We start from the raw sequence: 17034 nt of genomic DNA, 5'->3' as shown, positions 1-17034 counted from the left end.
AACTTTACAACTTGTAACTACTCTCCATGAAGCGCATTGCTATTTTTCCAGGATCTTTTGACCCTTTTACCAACGGTCACTTAGATGTAGTCCAACGGGGCGCAGCCTTGTTCGATGAGTTAATTATTGCCATTGGCAACAACAGCACGAAACAACGTTACATGCCCGTAGAAAAAATGGTAGAAATAATTGCTGATTTATTTAAATCTGATGAGCGTATTCGGGTACAAGCGTACAAAGGTTTAACCGCTGATTTTGCCCGGGAAACAGGAGCCCGTTTTTTGCTGCGGGGATTGCGCAATACCACGGATTTCGAATACGAGAATACAATTGCCCAGGCCAATCGCCACGTAAATCCAGGTTTAGAAACGGTTTTTTTAATTACTTCGCCACCCTTGGCCGCAATTAGTTCGTCTATTATCCGCGAAATTCATTCTTATGGCGGCAACGTAGATGCTTTTATACCATTCCGGATTTAGCCGCGCGGAGGTAATAATGAATGATAAAAGCAATGGAAGCATAAGCTTCGGGTAAAACAGATTCTACCTCTTCCGGGGTCATAAATCTTACTTCTTCAATAAATTCTTCGGCTTGCGGTTTCATCATCGAATCATCCAGGCAATTCATCACGTACCAGCTGGTTTTTTTCAGAATTTTATTGCCTTTATAAGCGTACGAATGCCAGGTTTTAGGCAGTTTATCGGTGGTTTCTACTCGAATGTTGCACTCCTCCTCTACTTCCCGAATAGCCCCTTCGCGTTCATCTTCCGTTTTTTTCAATTTACCTTTCGGCAAATCCCACATACCCAAGCGATGAATCATTAAGATTTTACCTTCTTTCACCACTAATCCGCCAGCGGCTTTCACAATTTTAAACTGATCTTTCAGGTGCCGGATGAGCCGGTTTTTTTTATCAGTAATTAAGGTAAGGGAGTTTAATTTTTTTAATTTTTTAACTTCCATTAGCCGCACCATCCGGTCGATAGTAGCGTCACCCACATTCCGGATAAGAACATCTCCTACTAAATCTTTAGAAGTAAAAGAAGAGCTTTCGTCCAGAATTAAGTCGTAATGGTGTTTAAATACCTTCTCACTGGTTCTTTTAATAATCAGAGGAATATCGTTAATGAAAACGTTCATCGAGAAAGTTTTAGCTGAAGGTAAATATTGTTTTTACAAATCAATAAAGAATAATCCGGAAACAAAAACAAGAGCTCGTAAAAAAACTGAAAAATTATTACGTACTTTCGGTCATGCAAAAGTCGGAAACTGCCCTTAAAGTAGCTTCGTTCCTGCTCGAGACCGAAGCGGTAAAACTTCGCCCGGATAACCCCTTTACCTGGAGCTCTGGCTGGAACTCACCCATTTATTGTGATAATCGCGTTACGCTTTCTTTCCCCACTATTCGTACTTTTATTAAGAAACGTTTAGCCGAATTAATCTCCGAACAATTTCCGCAGGCCGAAGTAATTGCGGGAGTTGCCACAGCTGGTATTGCTCAGGGAGCCTTAGTGGCCGATGTCCTCGATCTGCCTTATATATACGTTCGTCCGGAGCCAAAAGGTCATGGAATGGGTAACCAAATAGAAGGAAGATTGCGGGAAGGCCAACAAGTAGTGTTAGTGGAAGATTTAATATCTACGGGAGGAAGCTCGTTAAAGGCGGCCAAAGCCGTTCAGGAAGCCGGTGCCGAAGTTATAGGAATGGTTGCCATTTTCACCTACGGTTTCGAGGTAGCCACCAAAACGTTTACCGAAGCCAGCATTCCTTTCTATACCTTAAGCAATTATCAAAACTTATTAGGTATTGCCCTGGAGCAAGGCTACATAACGGCCAGCGCCTTACAAACCCTCTCCGATTGGCGCAAAAGTCCGGCAACCTGGGGGAAAGTTATTAGTTGAAAGGTTAGAAAGTTGAAAAGTTATTTTCTAGTTAGATAAATTTTTTTGTTTCTTTTAGCAAGCATGCGAGTATTTTCCAGGCACTAGTTTACCGCAAAAAACTTCATAACCATATTCATCTAACTTTTCAACTTTCCTTCTAATTTTTCAACTTTCCAACCTTCTAACTTTTCAACTTTCTAACCAACACCTATGAAAATCGGCCTGCTCTCGGATACACACAGTTATTTGGATGAGCAGATATTAGGGCATTTACACGATTGTGATGAAATATGGCATGCCGGTGATTTTGGGGATGTAGCTGTTTCAGAAACACTGTCGGCCTTAAAACCACTTCGCGGCGTGTACGGCAATATTGATGATAGAACTATCCGTTCCATTCATCCTAAAACTTTGCGGTTTACTTGTTCAGGACTGGATGTGTTAATGACGCATATTGGTGGCTACCCCGGTAAATACAATCCGGACATTCGGGCAGAAATTAAAGTAAATCCGCCGCAATTGTTTATCTGCGGGCATTCGCATATTCTTAAAATTATGCCCGATAAAACCAATCACTTATTACATATCAACCCAGGAGCGGCCGGCCGACATGGTTTTCATAAAATACGAACGCTGGTTACCTTTAATATAAACGAAGGAAAGATAAGCGAATTAAAAGTAGTAGAATTAGGAAAACGGGCTTAAAATAAAAAGTGTACCTGCCGGAGCAAATACACTTATTCAAATCTTTTTAGATATATACCGAAAGCAGGAGGCAGTTAACTTCACAAGAAAAAGTTAACGTAAGAAAAATTACTCAGCAGCTGCTTCGGTAGTGGTAGCTGTAGCAGTTGTAGTAGCGGGGGTTGAAACTGAAAATTGAGCTTTGAGCGCTTCTACATCTACATTTTTAATAACCGGAGTAGCTAATAATTGCTTGATGATACGCTGCTTGTTATTGGCTCTTGCTTTATTTTTACGATCTTTTCTTTTAAGTCTGGTAACTGCCATCTTTCTAATTTTATAATTGAACCGCAAAATTAAGATTTTAATTTTACATTTTCAAAAAATTCTGTTTTAAAGCCTGTAAGTCCCTACTCTGTTATTTCTACTATTTATTTCTTTGGCTAGTTAAATAGGGCCTTACCGGCAATATACTAGCTTAAGAAGTTGCAAGTAGGTTAACCCACCCGTAATTTTACCTTTTATATTAACCTTCTATTTAAAGTTTATTAATCTACGCATGCTTATACCCGATTTACGCAGCGATACCGTTACGAGGCCTACACCTGCCATGTTAGAGGCTATGTTTGCTGCTCCCGTGGGCGACGATGTTTTTGGTGAGGACCCAAGCGTAAACGCGCTCGAAGAAAAAACAGCCCACTTATTTAATCTGGAAGCCGGCCTTTTTTGCCCTTCCGGCACCATGACGAATCAGATTGCTATAAAAGCTCATACCGAACCGCTTTCGGAAGTTATTTGCGATTATACTTCTCACATTTACCAGTACGAAGGCGGTGGAATTGCTGCTAACTCCGGAGCATCGGTTTATTTATTACACGGTGAACGCGGTAAAATCACTCCCGCAATGGTCCGGAGTGGCATTCGGCCCAACAATATCCACTATCCCTTATCGAAACTGGTTTCTTTGGAAAACACTTCTAATAAAGGCGGCGGTTCTTACTATACTTTACCTGAAATTGCGGCAATTGCCGCAGTGTGTCAGGAAAACAATTTAGCTTTTCATTTAGATGGCGCTCGGGTTTTTAACGCGCTGGTTGCCGCCAATGAACAGCCCCAATTCTATGGCCAATATTTTGATAGCATTTCGGTTTGCTTATCCAAAGGTTTAGGAACTCCGGTAGGTTCGGTATTAGTGGGGAGTAAAGAATTTATTCAGAAAGCCCGGCGCATCCGTAAGGTTTTTGGCGGTGGAATGCGACAGGCGGGTTATTTGGCTGCCGCCGGTATTTACGCCTTAGATAATCACGTGAGTCGTTTAGTTGAAGATCACGTAAAAGCAAAAATCTTAGCTGAAACCCTGCAGAACTGTTTTTTTGTTCAAAGTATTCAACCCGTAGATACCAACATTGTTATTTTTAGGTTAATAGACCAAATTACCGAGAAACAATTTCTGCAGAAGTTGGCGGAACAAAATGTATTAGCTTTAGATTTTGGTCCGCAAAGTATTCGCTTGGTAACGCATTTAGATTTTACCGATGATATGTTAGATCACACCCTACACGTATTACTAAATTTAAAATTTTAAATGAAATGCCACTTGGCCCACTTTTCTCCGAAGCAGAATTAATTATTCGGTTAGGCGAACCGGTCGATGCACCTGTTTTAGCAGAATTGGGTAGGAGAACTTTCTTAGAAACTTTTTATAAAGTAGTACCCAAACAAGCCATGCTCACCTATTTGGCCGCTGCTTTTCAAAAAGAAAAAATAACCTCCGAAATAGAACAAAATGCCGCTACTTACTTTTTAGTTTTTTTAGCAAAAACTCCGGTGGGTTATGCTAAAGTCAGGGATGATCGCCCGCCGGAAGTTCTTAAAAATGGTAATGCTACTGAACTAGAGCGGATTTATGTTTTGCAAAATTACATTGGGCAAGGTATTGGCCACCAACTTTACCAATTCGTTGAAAACCATTGTAAAAACAAAGAGTATGCGGTAATCTGGTTATCTGTCTGGCAAAACAATCAACTAGCGCTTTCTTTTTACGAGAAGTTAGGTTTTAAGCCGCGCCAAAATTATACTTTTTACGTGTCAGGCATTCCGTATCAAAATCTGATTTTAAGTAAAGATTTGACCTTAATTGCTTAATAGAAGTTTATGACTCTTATTTTAGATTGGCAATCTGTTTTAATGCGGGATACAATTCTGGCTAGTATTATGGAGGGCCGGCCTGTTATCCAATCATCGGCGCGTACGGATATTTATCTGAGTTTACTTAGTTCTATAATTAGTCAGCAACTTTCCACAAAAGTAGCCAACATTATTAAAAACCGTTTTTTAAATCTTTTTCCCGAACAATACCCGTATCCAGAATTGCTGCAAGCTTTACCCGATGACACTTTGCGCAGTGTGGGTTTATCTTACCAAAAATTAAATTACATCCGGAACGTAGCCGCTTTTAAAGAAACCGGACAACTGGAACATGCATTTGTGAATGCCTTAGAGGACGAAGCCTTAATTGCGCATCTTACCCAAATTAAAGGAGTAGGCCGCTGGACCGTAGAAATGATTTTAATGTTTGCTTTAGACCGGCCGGATGTATTTCCGGTTTTGGATTTAGGTATTCAAAATGCGATGAAAAAAGCCTACGGTTTAGAAGCTACCGGTAAAACTTTATTCGCCCAAATGCGCGAAATTGCGGAAAACTGGCGCCCCTACCGGAGTATTGCCTGTAAATACTTATGGCAGTCGCTGGATGTTAGTCAATAGACCACAGTCGACAGTCCATTGATGAATTGTTGGATTGTTGAAAAGTTATAATTAAAATAAAGTTTCTAAGTGGATCTAAAGAAGTCAGACCTTTTGCCAAATGAACGTTTTTACTAACTCATTATTCCCCTACGCCTTCAAAAGTGGGCATTTTGATATTTTTGCGAAAACCCAGGAAGTATCTTGTCTTTCCAGGAGAACTAATAATCCAGCAATTCATCTTTAATCCATCGTCCGTGGACCGTTGACTGTGGACTAATAACTACTTTACTTTTGCCCGTTTAATCAAGTAAGATTGCAGTACTTTATCGAAGGGTTCCGAAATATCTACCGGAATAAAATCAATTTTGTATTGGCCGCATTTTAAAGCTAAATCCTGTTTAAACTGGTTAATGGCCGCTTGATACTGCGCTTTTACCTGCGAAGGCTGCAGCTTAATTTCTTCACCGGATTCAACGTCCACAAAAGTATAGGGGCGTTCGGCAAACTCAAATTGTTCTTCGGTGCGTTTGTCCATTACGTGAAACAGCAATACTTCGTGGTTCTGGTGCTTTAAATGCTGTAATGCCGCGAATAGGGCCGAGGAATCATCGGAGCGGCCCAACATATCGCTAAAAATAATTACTAAAGAGCGTTTCGGAATTTGCTGCGCAATTTGGTGAATCACCGTGGCCGTTTCGGTGGTTTTAGTAGGCGTAGGTTGCTGCAATACCTGCTGTAGATTGAGCAACAAAGTATGTAAGTGCGTACTCGTCGATTTTACCGGCGTTTGCAAATTAATTCTATCTGAAAAAGTAACCAAACCTACCGCATCGCGCTGTTTTTGAAGCATTACGGCAATGGCGGCCGCACTTAAGGCACTAAAGGCAATTTTACCGTAAGTTTCCACCGGATAATACATCGAAGGTGAAACATCGACTAGTAAATGACAACGCAAATTGGTTTCTTCTTCGTAGCGCTTCACAAACAATTTATCGGTCCGGGCAAAAACTTTCCAGTCCATGTGGCGGGTACTTTCGCCGCTGTTGTAGAGCCGGTGTTCCGAAAACTCCACCGAAAACCCGTGGTAAGGAGATTGGTGCAAACCGGTAATAAATCCGGCTACTAATTGTTTAGCTAAAAATTCAAGATTCTCAAACCGGCGGATAGCGGCCAAATCAATAGTGGGCGTATTTTTCATCGATAGCAGGTAGCTTCAGAAAGTAGAATGTAAGATAAACAATCACCAGGTTTGCCAGTTATATTTACCCTGATTTTTAACGAAATCCGGCTGAAATAATTTCCTTAATACGTAAGCCGGAAAATATATTTACAAAAACAATCTAAATTTAACTTTGAAAATTTTTATAAATCATAACAATATACTACTTTAGCCTTATATCTAAACCAGAAAATAGAGAAAAGTGGAAGAGAACAACGAAAAAGCTGAAATTTATTCACAACGAATAAGAGCAGGGAAAAGGACGTATTTCTTTGATGTGAAATCTACTCGTTCAAACGATTATTACCTTACCATCACAGAGAGCAAACGTAAATTCAAAGACGATACTTATTCGTACGAGAAGCACAAAATTTTCCTGTACAAAGAAGATTTCGCTAAATTTGTGGAAGCCTTGCAAAGTACCATCGACCACGTTAAAACAGAACTCCTCACCGAGGACATCCTGGCTGAACTGGAAAAACAGGCCACGGAACCAGCCACACTCGACGACGAGTTAAAGTGGGAATAGGTACTATTTAGGTTTTTAACGGATGTTAGCTTGGATGAGGCTCATGCTTTGCGTGGGCTTTTTTATTTTACGATAAGGCATCCGGGCTTATTAACTTTCTGATCTTTCAATTTATTACCTCATAGTAGGTCTCTATACATTTGCCTTTTTTATTTTAAAAGAATTCTTCCCTTTATAAAACTCTTTCCTAAATTCTAAATAATGGTTTCGTTTATTACTAACCTGAAACTTATTCTTTTTCTGTTGTTGATTCTAAATGTTGGGTTAGTTTTTTTATTTAAAAATCCCTTCCGGTTGGTAAAAGGGCCCTTTGTTTTATTTTGTTTTTTAGCTATCACATTCTTAGGTTACCGCCTCCTCTTTTATCCCAAAATTGATAAAGAAATACAAACCGAAAAACAAGCGGAAATTAAAAAAAAGGGTTGGAAATACATAGATGACCCGGAAATGGACGCTGGTTTTATTATCCGGCAGCAAACAAACGGTATAATTAACTCAGCTCTTTTCCGGATAATTGGCTTGCAAACTGTTTTTGCTTTTATTGCCGCCGCTATTGGCTTTTTTACCTCCTCCGATAAAAAAGTGTATGGCCTTTATGCCCTGGGTTTTCTGATTCTAGCCCTTCTGTTTTTAACTTAATTTCCGTACAACTTCTGTTAAATAGTACGAGTCGTTACATCTTATTTACGTTAGAAAATTTTTTCTTATCCTGATTTAAAACGGTGATTTGGGTAGTTATAGGTGTGCTAACGAAATTGTAGTTATATTTGCGCCCAAATTTAAATTAAGGGAAAAGAAGTAAACAGCATCTTATCAAACAGATTTCATTAACAATCTTGTTTCAACTGCTTTATTATTTTTCTGAAAACTTGTTACTAAAAACCTAGCATATACTATTTTCATGGGATTACGTTGCGGAATCGTCGGCTTGCCGAATGTCGGGAAATCAACTTTATTTAATGCCATTTCCAGTGCTAAAGCGGAGTCGGCAAATTACCCTTTTTGTACTATTGAGCCCAACGTGGGTGTGGTAACCGTGCCCGACGAGCGGTTGCAAATTCTGGAAGAATTAGTGCATCCGGAGCGGGTGCTTCCTACCATTATTGAATTCGTGGATATTGCCGGATTGGTAAAAGGAGCCAGCAAAGGCGAAGGTCTGGGCAATAAATTTTTAGCCAATATCCGGGAAGTAGACGCTATTATTCACGTAGTACGGTGCTTCGACGACCCCAATATTGTACACGTAGCGGGCGGAGTAGATCCAATATTTGACAAAGAAGTAATTGATACGGAGCTGCAATTAAAAGATCTGGAATCTATTGACAAAAAAATTGCGAAAGTGGAACGTACCGCTAAAGCCGGTGATGCCAAAGCGAAAAAAGAATTCGCTTCGCTGCAAGTTTTTAAAGCGCACTTGGAAAGTGGTAAAAATGCCCGGTCTTTAGCCGCCTCCGACGAAGACCTGGAAGCCGTAGCCGATCTGCAATTATTAACTTTAAAACCGGTTATCTACGTTGCCAACGTAGACGAAGCTTCTATTACGTCCGGGAACAAATTTGTGGAAACGCTAAAACAACACGTAAAAGACGAGAATGCCGAAGTAGTAGTTATTTCAGCGGCCATTGAAGCGCAAATTGCGGAGTTAACCGACCCGGATGAAAAAGAAATGTTTTTAGCCGAATATGGTTTACAAGAATCTGGCTTAAACAAGTTGATTCGCGCCTCTTATAATCTATTAAATTTGATTACCTATTTTACCGCTGGGCCAAAAGAAGTTCGCGCCTGGACTATCCAGAAAGGTTGGAGAGCGCCGCAAGCGGCCGGGGTTATTCACTCTGATTTTGAAAAAGGTTTTATCCGGGCAGAAGTAATTAAATTACCCGATTACCAAGAGTACAAAACCGAAACTAAAATTAAGGAAGCTGGTAAAATGGGGGTAGAAGGGAAAGACTACGTAGTGCAGGATGGCGATATCATGCACTTCCGATTTAACGTATAAGAAATTTAGATTTTCTAATACTAAGCAAAGAGCCAACGTAAGACCTTTACGCTGGCTCTTTTGCTTAGCATTAAATTTATAAAGACAGGTTAATTATTAGTTATTAATATCTTTATTAAATAGTTTTTCCCATTTTCATTTATTTTCAGGTAATACATCCCGGAATTTAAAGAATGGTTAGTTAAGTTAAATGGTAACGTGGAAGTGGGAACAGTAATATGTAGTTTTTCTTTAACTACTGCCGAGCCTGAAGAATTTACGATTATAAAAGGCATCTCTCCTACTACTTTTTCCGGAAGATTTACGCTAAATTGTTGATTGGTGATAGGATTCGGATAAGCAACTAAAATTTCCTTTGTGGTAAAACTGCTTTCGGTCTCATTTTCACGATTAATTTTAGCGGCTGTACTTTTACCGGCTCCGCTTAAAGCAATGGTTGCACTACCAACTTGACCAGAATGCTTAATAATTAAATTACCTGATTGACTTCCGGAAGCTTTGGGGCTAAATTTTACATTGATGCTAACACTTTTACCCGGAGCAAGTACAAATGGTAAGGCGTAAGGCGAACTAAAAGTAAAAGCACTGGCCCCTGATTTAGTTACGGAAGAAATAACAACGGCTTGGTTACCCGTGGTATTGGTAAGAGTAACAGTTTTGCTGCTGGATGCATTTACGGCTACGGTGCCAAAGCTTAAGCTGGTGGGAACGGCTAATTTGCTTTGGGTAATAGCTGATCCGGTTGGTATCGTGCGAGAATTAAAATAAAATGCTTCCTGGGTATTTAACTCCGGAGTTCCACCCCGATTGCCACAACCCGCCGCTATGTAAATGTTATTATTATTCACTATGGCCTGTGTTCCGTGTCGGCCTTGCTTCAAATCGGCTAATCGGCGCCAGGTTTTGGTGCTTACATTTAAGGCTTCGGTATGTTTATGGGCGGTAGAATGGGAACCACTTTCACCGCCAATTATGATTAACTCTTCGCCTAAAACAGCACTGGCAGTTCCGGCTCGCTGCGTGGGTATATTACTGCTGCTGGGTAAAGAAGCCCATTTATTCGTTGCAAAGTCGTATACATCTACTTGCGGAACAGTTAGGGTAAACGTTTGATTGGTACTAGCTGAAGACCGGCGTCCGGCCGCTATGTATATTTTGCCATTAATTACTCCTGCCTGAAAATGATCGCGGGCCCGCGGAGCGTTGGCTAAGATTCGCCAGGTATTAGTAGCCGGATTGTACTCATCCACCCAATTGACGTGACCGGCCCAATGTCCATCTTTGATGCCCGCTACGAGGTAAATTTTTTTATTGTAAACGACAACTCCCGATGAACCACGTCGCCTGGCGCTTGGAATGGTAGCCCCCGTAATCCATTTGTTAGTGGCCGGATTATAGATGTAAATGGTACTTACCGGTTTTTCACGTGGGTAAGATCCCGTAAAAGCTCCTACTACGTAAATTAAGCCGTCTAAAGCTACTGCTTGAAAATGATGCAACTCGATGGGCGTATTTACTTTGCTTGTCCAGGTTTTATTCTGGGGATCAAATACCTGAACCGGCTTGATGCCTCTGCCTCCTAGTAAATAAAACTTATTGCCGGCTTGTACAAAACTGGCTTCGTGCCGGGCAGTAGCCGAGCCGGAAGAAGGACTAACCGACACCCAACTTCCAGTGGAGGCAAGCGCAGCATGAACGGTCTTTAGAGTACTACTGCTAAATGCAAAACAAGTAAAAGATAGCGCTAAAAATAAAACACTACCCAATCTAATTTTCTGAGTAAAGAAGGAGTTAAAGTTTTTTTTCATAGCTATTAAGTTGTAAAATTCCCTTAAAAGAAATTCTGGTTTTTAATCAAGTTTTCATTATCTAATATAGATGTTTGCCATCCATGAAATAAATTGCTTCGTTCTATACAGAGTAAGCTAATAGCAGAATCAACGCGCCGTTAAGAATTATTTATTTTTAAATTGAATTGAAAATAATGCGGAAGTGCTCGTATTTACCGCTAAAATTTTTCACAACAAATAAATTTTTGTATTAATATAAGTTTAAGTTAGTTTATTTTAATTAGATATCATATTAAATCTAATTTGTTATCTAATTCAACCATTATCAATATTTCAATTTCAGCATGGCACAACAAATAGGACAAATAGCCTTAGTAGTAGAAGATTATGACGAAGCTATTCAATTTTACACCCAAAAATTAAATTTTGTTGTAATAGAAGATACTGTTTTATCCGAAACTAAACGTTGGGTAATTATTGCTCCAAAGGGTTCCGTTGGATGCCGATTGTTACTGGCCAAAGCAACCACCGACGAACAAAAAAGCCGCATTGGTAACCAGACAGGGGGCCGGGTATTTTTGTTCTTGTACACCAATGATTTTTGGCGGGATTACGAAAGCATGCAGCAAGTAGGCATCAGCTTCGTGCGGGAACCGGTGCAGGAACCCTTTGGAATGGTGACCGTATTTAAAGATTTATACGGGAATCTCTGGGATTTCATTCAGCCCAATGAATAAATCATACCTCTAACTGGTAAAAATTTTATTATTGCGTATTTACTACAAAAAAGTATTAGCTAAGCTATAGAGTGGAATTAGCTTTAAATATTTATCTTAGTAAACCGGCTAAATAAAAAAGACCAGCTTAAAATGGCTGGCCTTTTACGCAGTTACTTTCTTTTATTATTTCTGTGCGGAAAGTTGTTCTGCCATTTTCACAGCTTCATCAGCATTTACAATACCACCCGTAATGGACAAAGACCCAAAAGGAACCAGACCAGGTTCCTTTTTTTGGTATAAGCCGGGTTTAACCACTTGTAAATCAGGGTATTTCACCGAAGATTTTAAAATAATATCCCGCACTTGTACGGCCGTTAATTCCGGAAAATAAGAAAATAATAAGGCCGCTACTCCCGCCGTAACCGGCGAAGCCATACTGGTACCACTATGTTCCTGGTAGATTTGGTTAGGTCCTAAAGAATAAATATCTACCCCCGGAGCAAATACATCCACCGATTGCTTGCCGTAATTCGAGAAATTAGCTACAAACTTTTCATTGTTTTCCCAAGCCGTCGCCCCTATTTCCAGCCAATTTTGTAAAGTTTGACCATTTTTCAGGGTGCGAGAAGGAAAGTTAGCCGCCTGATCCAGATTTTCCCCGTCGTTACCCGCGCCATGTACCAGCAATACTCCTTTGCTCTCGGCGTATTTCATAGCGGCATCTACGGCTTCTTTATTGGAAGTGTAAGATTTACCAAAACTCATGTTAATTACCTGGGCCCCGTTGTTTACGGCGTAATAAATAGCGTTGGCCACATCTTTGTCTCTTTCGTCGCCGTTAGGAACGGCGCGGACTACCATAATTTTTACATTATCGGCCACTCCTTTAATCCCCAGATTGTTGCGACGGTTAGCAGCTACGATACCGGCTACGTGCGTACCATGGTCGGCATCGGGACCAATTACGTCGTTGTTGCCGTAATATTTATCGTTTATATCGTCGTATTTATCACCCACAATTGAGCGAGGATCAAAATCGGGATTCAAACCAATTTTCAAAACGTAATCGAAATGCTCCGCCGCATTTTTAATTTCTTCTTCCAAATTATTTTCATACGCGTATTGCAGCAAAGCTTTTGCTTTCATTACCCGCATATCCGAAGAGTTTATGGCTTCTACCTGGCTGGGAGTAAAATCAGTTTTGCCTAAGTGCTTTTGTACAATGGATTCAGCTTGTTTAAATGTATCGTAAAATTTTTGAAAATCGGCCGCCTGAGCCTGAGCATCTTTTACTTCTTTTTCGTAATCGGCTTTAATTTTTTGGTATTGAGCGTACTCTTCTTTCTGTTTACGCTTAATCTTTTTCTTATTTTCAAACTCCTTGCGCAAGCGGGCATATTGCCGGGTAAGCTCGTAGGTATCGTCTTTTACATTCTGGCCATTTTTGCCTCCTAAAAAGCTCCAGCCATTAATATCGTCCACATACCCGTTTTTATCGTCGTCTACCCCATTTTCGGCTACTTCTTTGGGATTCACCCAAATAATACCTTGTAAATCTTCGTGTTTAATGTCCACTCCGGAGTCAACAATGGCAACTACTACCGTGCGGGAAGTGCGATTTTGTAAACGTTCGTAGGCTTTTTCGGTACTCACGCCTAACACTTTATTATCAGTAAAATCTAGGTTAAACCAATTATGCGGCGCTTTTAAAGCAACCGAATCAGCAATTAAGGTTTTTTGATATTTTTTGCGGAGCTCGCGGTGGCCGGTATCGGCTTGTACAGTATTAGATATAGTAGAAATGGCTACTAACCCAGATAAAGCTAAATATTTTAAAGTCATTTAATTGTAAACTTAAGATGAAGAAAAAATAGAAAACCGACTAATTAGTGGTTACTTTCTATAAACAGGAAAAAAGCTTTTTAGAATATACGTAAATTATTAAATTAGATTTAACCTAGTTTTAACGGCGGGTACCATTGGTTTCGAGCCATTGATAACCAATCAATAAATCGGTGCGGGTACCCGGCGGACGGTAGTAAACAAGCACATCGTAAGTATTACGGGTTTGAAAATGACTGCCTTCAAAATAAGCTTCGTTGGCCTTTTGCGGTTGATTAGCCACTTGTAGCGCGAAGGAATAATTGTAATATCCTTGTTTTAACATAATCTTCCCGGCGTATTGCTGCGCAGCCGGCACGTACGTTAATTTAAACTCCGGCGTTAGTTTCCAATCGCTCAGTTGCCCAAATACATAAACATCGCCGGGAACCGGATCAGGCGCTGCCAGGGCAAAAGTTACCAGTACATAATCGGGGTCGCCGGTATTGGTGCTGCCAAATCGCCGGTTCTCGTACACCATTTTACCGTTTATATCTACGTCCTGGGAGTACACTTCGCGGGAACGATTTTTTTCGGGGTACAATTTTACCTCTACCGGGTTTGCTTCTAAACTAACGGCTTCTACGTTAAAGCCCCGGCCTCGTAGATTACGATCATCAAAACCACGGTATTCTTTTAAACCCGGAAAACTGCTGGCTCCGTTAAAAAAAGTATATTCCAGTCGCTTTTGCGTGTCGTGCACAAAAGAAGGACGTAAGTTAGTTTTAGCATTATCCCAGCGGCTGTTCTGGCGCAGCACCACTTTAATTTCCTGCGAAGGATTTACAACCGGATATTCCGGGTAGAGTATATTAAAATCTATTTGTTGATTCGTGGCCCTTTCTTCGGTTCCTACCGGTAAAACCGATTTTGCTGCCACCGTAACCCGGTTATCGTAAACCAACAGGCGCCGGGTAATAATTGGATTGCCGCTTCTATCGGTTACAACTACCAAGTAGTTACCGGGAAGTTTTACGCGGGGTAACTGAAAGCGGTAATGAAAGTAGGGTACTTTGGTATTGTAAGAAGATAAAGCATCTGTTATATAAAATTCATTGAACTCGTCCATAAACTGAATTTGGGTTAAGCGTGCTTCGGTCCAGTCAAGATTGCAGTAAACAAATTTAACCGTAAATCGTTGCTGAGGCGTATTTAACTGATCAAATTCCAGCATGATGGGTTCAGTTTGCACCAGAGGCACTACCGGAGCATTAAATACTTCTTCGGCATTACCGGTCTGCACATAACATTGCACCGATTTGATGGTAGGATCGTACACGAAATCTTCGTAGCGGAGCGCAGTAGAGGCATAATATTCCGATTTCCCGGAAGTAGCTCCCGATGAGGCAGTGGTTTGCTCCACGGGAACACAAGTTGGGCCCCAAAATAAAGAACTGAAAAGAGCGAGGAGTAAATAAAATGGGGGTCTATTCATCATCATACGTAAAGGTAAGAAAACGAACGGACACCCCCATTTGGTTTATTTTATCAGGATTTTTTTACTTGACTTTCCAATTCATCAATGGCCTGTACGGTTTCTTCCCACAGCGTATTTTTGCGTTCAAGTTCCTTTTTTAGAATTTCAAATTGCTGCGTCGTTTCCTGCAATCGCGAAGAGTTACCGTATATTTTAGGATCAGCCAATTGGTTTTCCAGGTTTACTTGTTTATTTTCTAATTCACCAATTTGGTTTTCTACCTCTTTCAACTGTTGGTTCAATTTTTTTAAGTCTTGTTGCAAATTAACCATGTTGCCGGTAGGTGCAATGGTTTTAACAGTTTGGGGTTTACTAGCTACTGACTTTTCTATGGTAATTCCATTTTTGCGGTTGTTCTTCTCCCGTTGTTCTTGCCAGTATTCGTATTCGTGGTAGGTTCCCGGATATTCTTTTAATTGATAATCTTCGATATACCAGATTTTGTTTGCCACATTTTCTACAAAGTAACGGTCGTGCGAAATCACCACGAAAGTGCCTTCGTATTGCTCTAAAGCCTGAATCAGAATATTAACCGATTGCATGTCCAGGTGGTTGGTAGGCTCATCGAGCAAAAGAAAATTTGCTTCTGAAATTAAGGTTTTGGCCAAAGCGACCCTTGATTTTTCTCCCCCGGATAGAACCTTAATTTTTTTGAAAACCGCATCGCCCGTAAATAAAAAAGAACCCAATACGCCGCGTAATTCCATTTCGTTACGTTTGCTGCCCGCTTCTATTAATTCCTGCAGAATTTCATTTTCAATGTGTAAAGATTCTAACTGGTGCTGGGCGTAAAAGGCCATTATTACGTTATGGCCTAGCTGACGCTTACCATTAATTTGTTCGTCGCCGGCAATAATGCGCAAAAGCGTGGATTTACCTTTACCGTTCGCCCCAATTAAAGCAATTTTATCACCTCGCTCAATATTTACGTGGGTATCCCGGAAAATCATTTTCTCGCCGTAGCTTTTACTCATGTGCTCCAGCCGCAGAATATGACGGCCCGGTTGCACCGTAAACTGAAATTTAAAATTTACTTTGGGAGCATCGCTGGCTACATCATCAATTCGCTCCAGTTTATCGAGCATTTTAGCGCGGCTTTGCGCTTGCTTGGCTTTAGAGGCTTTGGCTTTAAATCGTTCGATAAACCGTTCGGCCTGCCGAATCTGAGATTGTTGATTTTCAAAAGCTCCTTTCTGAATTTCGTTGCGCAATTCTTTTTCTTCGAGGTAAAAAGAATAATTACCGGCGTATACATTTAATTTTTGCTGCGCTACTTCAACGGTGGTGTTGGTAGTTTTGTCCAGAAACTCCCGGTCGTGCGATACAATCACCAAGGCTCCTTCATAGTTTTCCAGATAATTTTCAAGCCATTTAATAGAAGGTAAATCCAAGTGGTTGGTAGGCTCATCGAGCAGGAGCAAAGAAGGTTTTTGCAATAAAATTTTCGCCAGCATTACCCGCATGCGCCAACCACCCGAAAAAGTTTTCAAGGGTTTTTGTAACTCTTCGGTGCCAAAGCCTAAACCTTCTAAAATTTCTTCGGCTTTATTCTGAATGTTGTAGCCATCCAAGGCTTCAAATTGTTCTTGCAGCTTAGCTAATACATCTACCAGTTCGTCGCGGTAATCTGTTTCAAACTGGTGTAGTACCTCTTCAATTTTCTTTTGCAGCACCAAAGCTTCTTCAAATGCCTGCATGGCCACCAGCAAAATACTATCCTCGGTTTGATACGATAATAAATCCTGATTTAAAAAGCCCAAAGTAGTATCGCGACTCATTTGAATGGTCCCGTTATCGGGCTTGTACTCCCCTACCAGAACGCGCAGCAGCGTAGATTTACCCGTACCGTTTAAACCAATTAAGCCAATTTTATCTTTCGGTTTAATATGTAAACTGGCATCTTCGTAAAGGGTACGGCTGCCGAAATGAAAATCGAGATTATTTATAGAAATCATGAAAGGAGGCAATAAAAACGCAAAGCTAAGCAAATGCGTTACAAGTTACAAGTCAGTAGGTTTTAAGGTTGGAAAGTTATAAGGTTGTACTAATTTATTTAAAAAATTTAGCAATTTAGCAACTTAACAATCTCAACTTTGGTCTACCGT

Annotated in this window: 17 protein-coding genes; 10 read left to right on the top strand and 7 right to left on the bottom strand. The window is 40.5% G+C overall.

What is annotated here, in order from left to right:
- The first annotated feature begins 26 nt into the window (after nt 1-26).
- Nucleotides 27-479, top strand: coding sequence for a pantetheine-phosphate adenylyltransferase (gene coaD / locus AHMF7605_RS04865; RefSeq protein ID WP_106926990.1), 453 nt, complete (start codon nt 27-29; stop codon nt 477-479).
- Here the strand turns inward: coaD and AHMF7605_RS04860 are convergent.
- Nucleotides 460-1140 carry an NUDIX hydrolase gene (locus tag AHMF7605_RS04860; RefSeq protein ID WP_106926988.1) on the bottom strand — a complete coding sequence of 227 codons (681 nt, stop codon included), beginning with the start codon at nt 1138-1140 and terminating at the stop codon, nt 460-462. The genes coaD and AHMF7605_RS04860 overlap by 20 nt on opposite strands.
- Nucleotides 1141-1253: 113 nt before the next feature.
- Here AHMF7605_RS04860 and pyrE point away from each other — a divergent pair, with 113 nt between their 5' ends.
- Both pyrE and AHMF7605_RS04850 read left to right on the top strand, forming a co-directional pair.
- On the top strand, nt 1254-1901 hold the full coding sequence (pyrE, locus tag AHMF7605_RS04855) for an orotate phosphoribosyltransferase (protein WP_106926986.1): 648 nt from the start codon (nt 1254-1256) through the stop codon (nt 1899-1901).
- A gap of 192 nt (nt 1902-2093) precedes the next feature.
- A complete protein-coding gene (locus tag AHMF7605_RS04850; protein WP_106926984.1) occupies nt 2094-2588 on the top strand; it encodes a metallophosphoesterase family protein in 495 nt (164 codons plus the stop codon).
- A 108-nt stretch (nt 2589-2696) separates the two neighbouring features.
- On the opposite strand, the gene AHMF7605_RS04845 is transcribed toward AHMF7605_RS04850, so the two are convergent.
- Complete coding sequence (locus AHMF7605_RS04845; protein WP_106926982.1) at nt 2697-2894, bottom strand: hypothetical protein; 198 nt, start codon at nt 2892-2894, stop codon at nt 2697-2699.
- A 232-nt stretch (nt 2895-3126) separates the two neighbouring features.
- Between AHMF7605_RS04845 and AHMF7605_RS04840 the strand changes: the two genes are divergently transcribed.
- The 3 genes from AHMF7605_RS04840 to AHMF7605_RS04830 are packed head-to-tail and all read left to right on the top strand — an operon-like array spanning nt 3127 to nt 5333.
- Nucleotides 3127-4152, top strand: coding sequence for a threonine aldolase family protein (locus AHMF7605_RS04840; protein ID WP_106926980.1), 1026 nt, complete (start codon nt 3127-3129; stop codon nt 4150-4152).
- Between the two features lie 5 nt (nt 4153-4157).
- A complete protein-coding gene (locus AHMF7605_RS04835) occupies nt 4158-4712 on the top strand; it encodes a GNAT family N-acetyltransferase (RefSeq protein WP_106926978.1) in 555 nt (184 codons plus the stop codon).
- Nucleotides 4713-4721: 9 nt separating this feature from the next.
- Nucleotides 4722-5333: a DNA-3-methyladenine glycosylase family protein gene (locus tag AHMF7605_RS04830; protein WP_106926976.1), complete on the top strand. Its 612-nt coding sequence runs from the start codon at nt 4722-4724 to the stop codon at nt 5331-5333.
- 262 nt (nt 5334-5595) lie between these two features.
- Here AHMF7605_RS04830 and AHMF7605_RS04825 read toward each other — a convergent pair whose 3' ends face one another.
- Nucleotides 5596-6513, bottom strand: coding sequence for a DUF58 domain-containing protein (locus tag AHMF7605_RS04825; protein WP_106926974.1), 918 nt, complete (start codon nt 6511-6513; stop codon nt 5596-5598).
- A gap of 223 nt (nt 6514-6736) precedes the next feature.
- Here AHMF7605_RS04825 and AHMF7605_RS04820 point away from each other — a divergent pair, with 223 nt between their 5' ends.
- The 3 genes from AHMF7605_RS04820 to ychF all read left to right on the top strand — a co-directional run bounded on the left by AHMF7605_RS04820 (nt 6737) and on the right by ychF (nt 9062).
- On the top strand, nt 6737-7063 hold the full coding sequence (locus tag AHMF7605_RS04820; protein ID WP_106926972.1) for a DUF3276 family protein: 327 nt from the start codon (nt 6737-6739) through the stop codon (nt 7061-7063).
- Between the two features lie 201 nt (nt 7064-7264).
- Nucleotides 7265-7702, top strand: coding sequence for a hypothetical protein (locus tag AHMF7605_RS04815; protein WP_106926969.1), 438 nt, complete (start codon nt 7265-7267; stop codon nt 7700-7702).
- A gap of 262 nt (nt 7703-7964) precedes the next feature.
- The gene (gene ychF, locus AHMF7605_RS04810; protein ID WP_106926967.1) at nt 7965-9062 is read left to right on the top strand and encodes a redox-regulated ATPase YchF; all 1098 of its coding nucleotides are present in this window, start codon (nt 7965-7967) and stop codon (nt 9060-9062) included.
- Between the two features lie 89 nt (nt 9063-9151).
- Here the strand turns inward: ychF and AHMF7605_RS04805 are convergent, their stop codons facing one another.
- Nucleotides 9152-10870 carry a Kelch repeat-containing protein gene (locus AHMF7605_RS04805; protein ID WP_106926965.1) on the bottom strand — a complete coding sequence of 573 codons (1719 nt, stop codon included), beginning with the start codon at nt 10868-10870 and terminating at the stop codon, nt 9152-9154.
- 326 nt (nt 10871-11196) lie between these two features.
- Here AHMF7605_RS04805 and AHMF7605_RS04800 point away from each other — a divergent pair, with 326 nt between their 5' ends.
- Complete coding sequence (locus tag AHMF7605_RS04800) at nt 11197-11589, top strand: VOC family protein (protein ID WP_106926963.1); 393 nt, start codon at nt 11197-11199, stop codon at nt 11587-11589.
- A 165-nt stretch (nt 11590-11754) separates the two neighbouring features.
- Here AHMF7605_RS04800 and AHMF7605_RS04795 read toward each other — a convergent pair whose 3' ends face one another.
- From AHMF7605_RS04795 to AHMF7605_RS04785, 3 genes are all read right to left on the bottom strand, one after another.
- A complete protein-coding gene (locus AHMF7605_RS04795) occupies nt 11755-13413 on the bottom strand; it encodes a S8 family peptidase (RefSeq protein ID WP_106926961.1) in 1659 nt (552 codons plus the stop codon).
- Nucleotides 13414-13534: 121 nt separating this feature from the next.
- A complete protein-coding gene (locus tag AHMF7605_RS04790; RefSeq protein ID WP_106926959.1) occupies nt 13535-14893 on the bottom strand; it encodes a type IX secretion system plug protein in 1359 nt (452 codons plus the stop codon).
- Nucleotides 14894-14940: 47 nt separating this feature from the next.
- Nucleotides 14941-16884 carry an ABC-F family ATP-binding cassette domain-containing protein gene (locus tag AHMF7605_RS04785; protein WP_106933347.1) on the bottom strand — a complete coding sequence of 648 codons (1944 nt, stop codon included), beginning with the start codon at nt 16882-16884 and terminating at the stop codon, nt 14941-14943.
- Between the last annotated feature and the right edge of the window lie 150 nt (nt 16885-17034).

Source organism: Adhaeribacter arboris (assembly GCF_003023845.1).
GTDB lineage: Bacteria > Bacteroidota > Bacteroidia > Cytophagales > Hymenobacteraceae > Adhaeribacter > Adhaeribacter arboris.
This window is presented reverse-complemented; position numbering and strand designations above follow the sequence as displayed.

Coding starts and splice junctions, on each gene's coding strand:
- coaD (WP_106926990.1), top strand. CDS start 27: ATGAAGCGCATTGCTATTTTTCCAGGATCTTTTGACCCTTTTACCAAC.
- AHMF7605_RS04860 (WP_106926988.1), bottom strand. CDS start 1,140: ATGAACGTTTTCATTAACGATATTCCTCTGATTATTAAAAGAACCAGT.
- pyrE (WP_106926986.1), top strand. CDS start 1,254: ATGCAAAAGTCGGAAACTGCCCTTAAAGTAGCTTCGTTCCTGCTCGAG.
- AHMF7605_RS04850 (WP_106926984.1), top strand. CDS start 2,094: ATGAAAATCGGCCTGCTCTCGGATACACACAGTTATTTGGATGAGCAG.
- AHMF7605_RS04845 (WP_106926982.1), bottom strand. CDS start 2,894: ATGGCAGTTACCAGACTTAAAAGAAAAGATCGTAAAAATAAAGCAAGA.
- AHMF7605_RS04840 (WP_106926980.1), top strand. CDS start 3,127: ATGCTTATACCCGATTTACGCAGCGATACCGTTACGAGGCCTACACCT.
- AHMF7605_RS04835 (WP_106926978.1), top strand. CDS start 4,158: ATGCCACTTGGCCCACTTTTCTCCGAAGCAGAATTAATTATTCGGTTA.
- AHMF7605_RS04830 (WP_106926976.1), top strand. CDS start 4,722: ATGACTCTTATTTTAGATTGGCAATCTGTTTTAATGCGGGATACAATT.
- AHMF7605_RS04825 (WP_106926974.1), bottom strand. CDS start 6,513: ATGAAAAATACGCCCACTATTGATTTGGCCGCTATCCGCCGGTTTGAG.
- AHMF7605_RS04815 (WP_106926969.1), top strand. CDS start 7,265: ATGGTTTCGTTTATTACTAACCTGAAACTTATTCTTTTTCTGTTGTTG.
- ychF (WP_106926967.1), top strand. CDS start 7,965: ATGGGATTACGTTGCGGAATCGTCGGCTTGCCGAATGTCGGGAAATCA.
- AHMF7605_RS04805 (WP_106926965.1), bottom strand. CDS start 10,870: ATGAAAAAAAACTTTAACTCCTTCTTTACTCAGAAAATTAGATTGGGT.
- AHMF7605_RS04800 (WP_106926963.1), top strand. CDS start 11,197: ATGGCACAACAAATAGGACAAATAGCCTTAGTAGTAGAAGATTATGAC.
- AHMF7605_RS04795 (WP_106926961.1), bottom strand. CDS start 13,413: ATGACTTTAAAATATTTAGCTTTATCTGGGTTAGTAGCCATTTCTACT.
- AHMF7605_RS04790 (WP_106926959.1), bottom strand. CDS start 14,893: ATGATGATGAATAGACCCCCATTTTATTTACTCCTCGCTCTTTTCAGT.
- AHMF7605_RS04785 (WP_106933347.1), bottom strand. CDS start 16,884: ATGATTTCTATAAATAATCTCGATTTTCATTTCGGCAGCCGTACCCTT.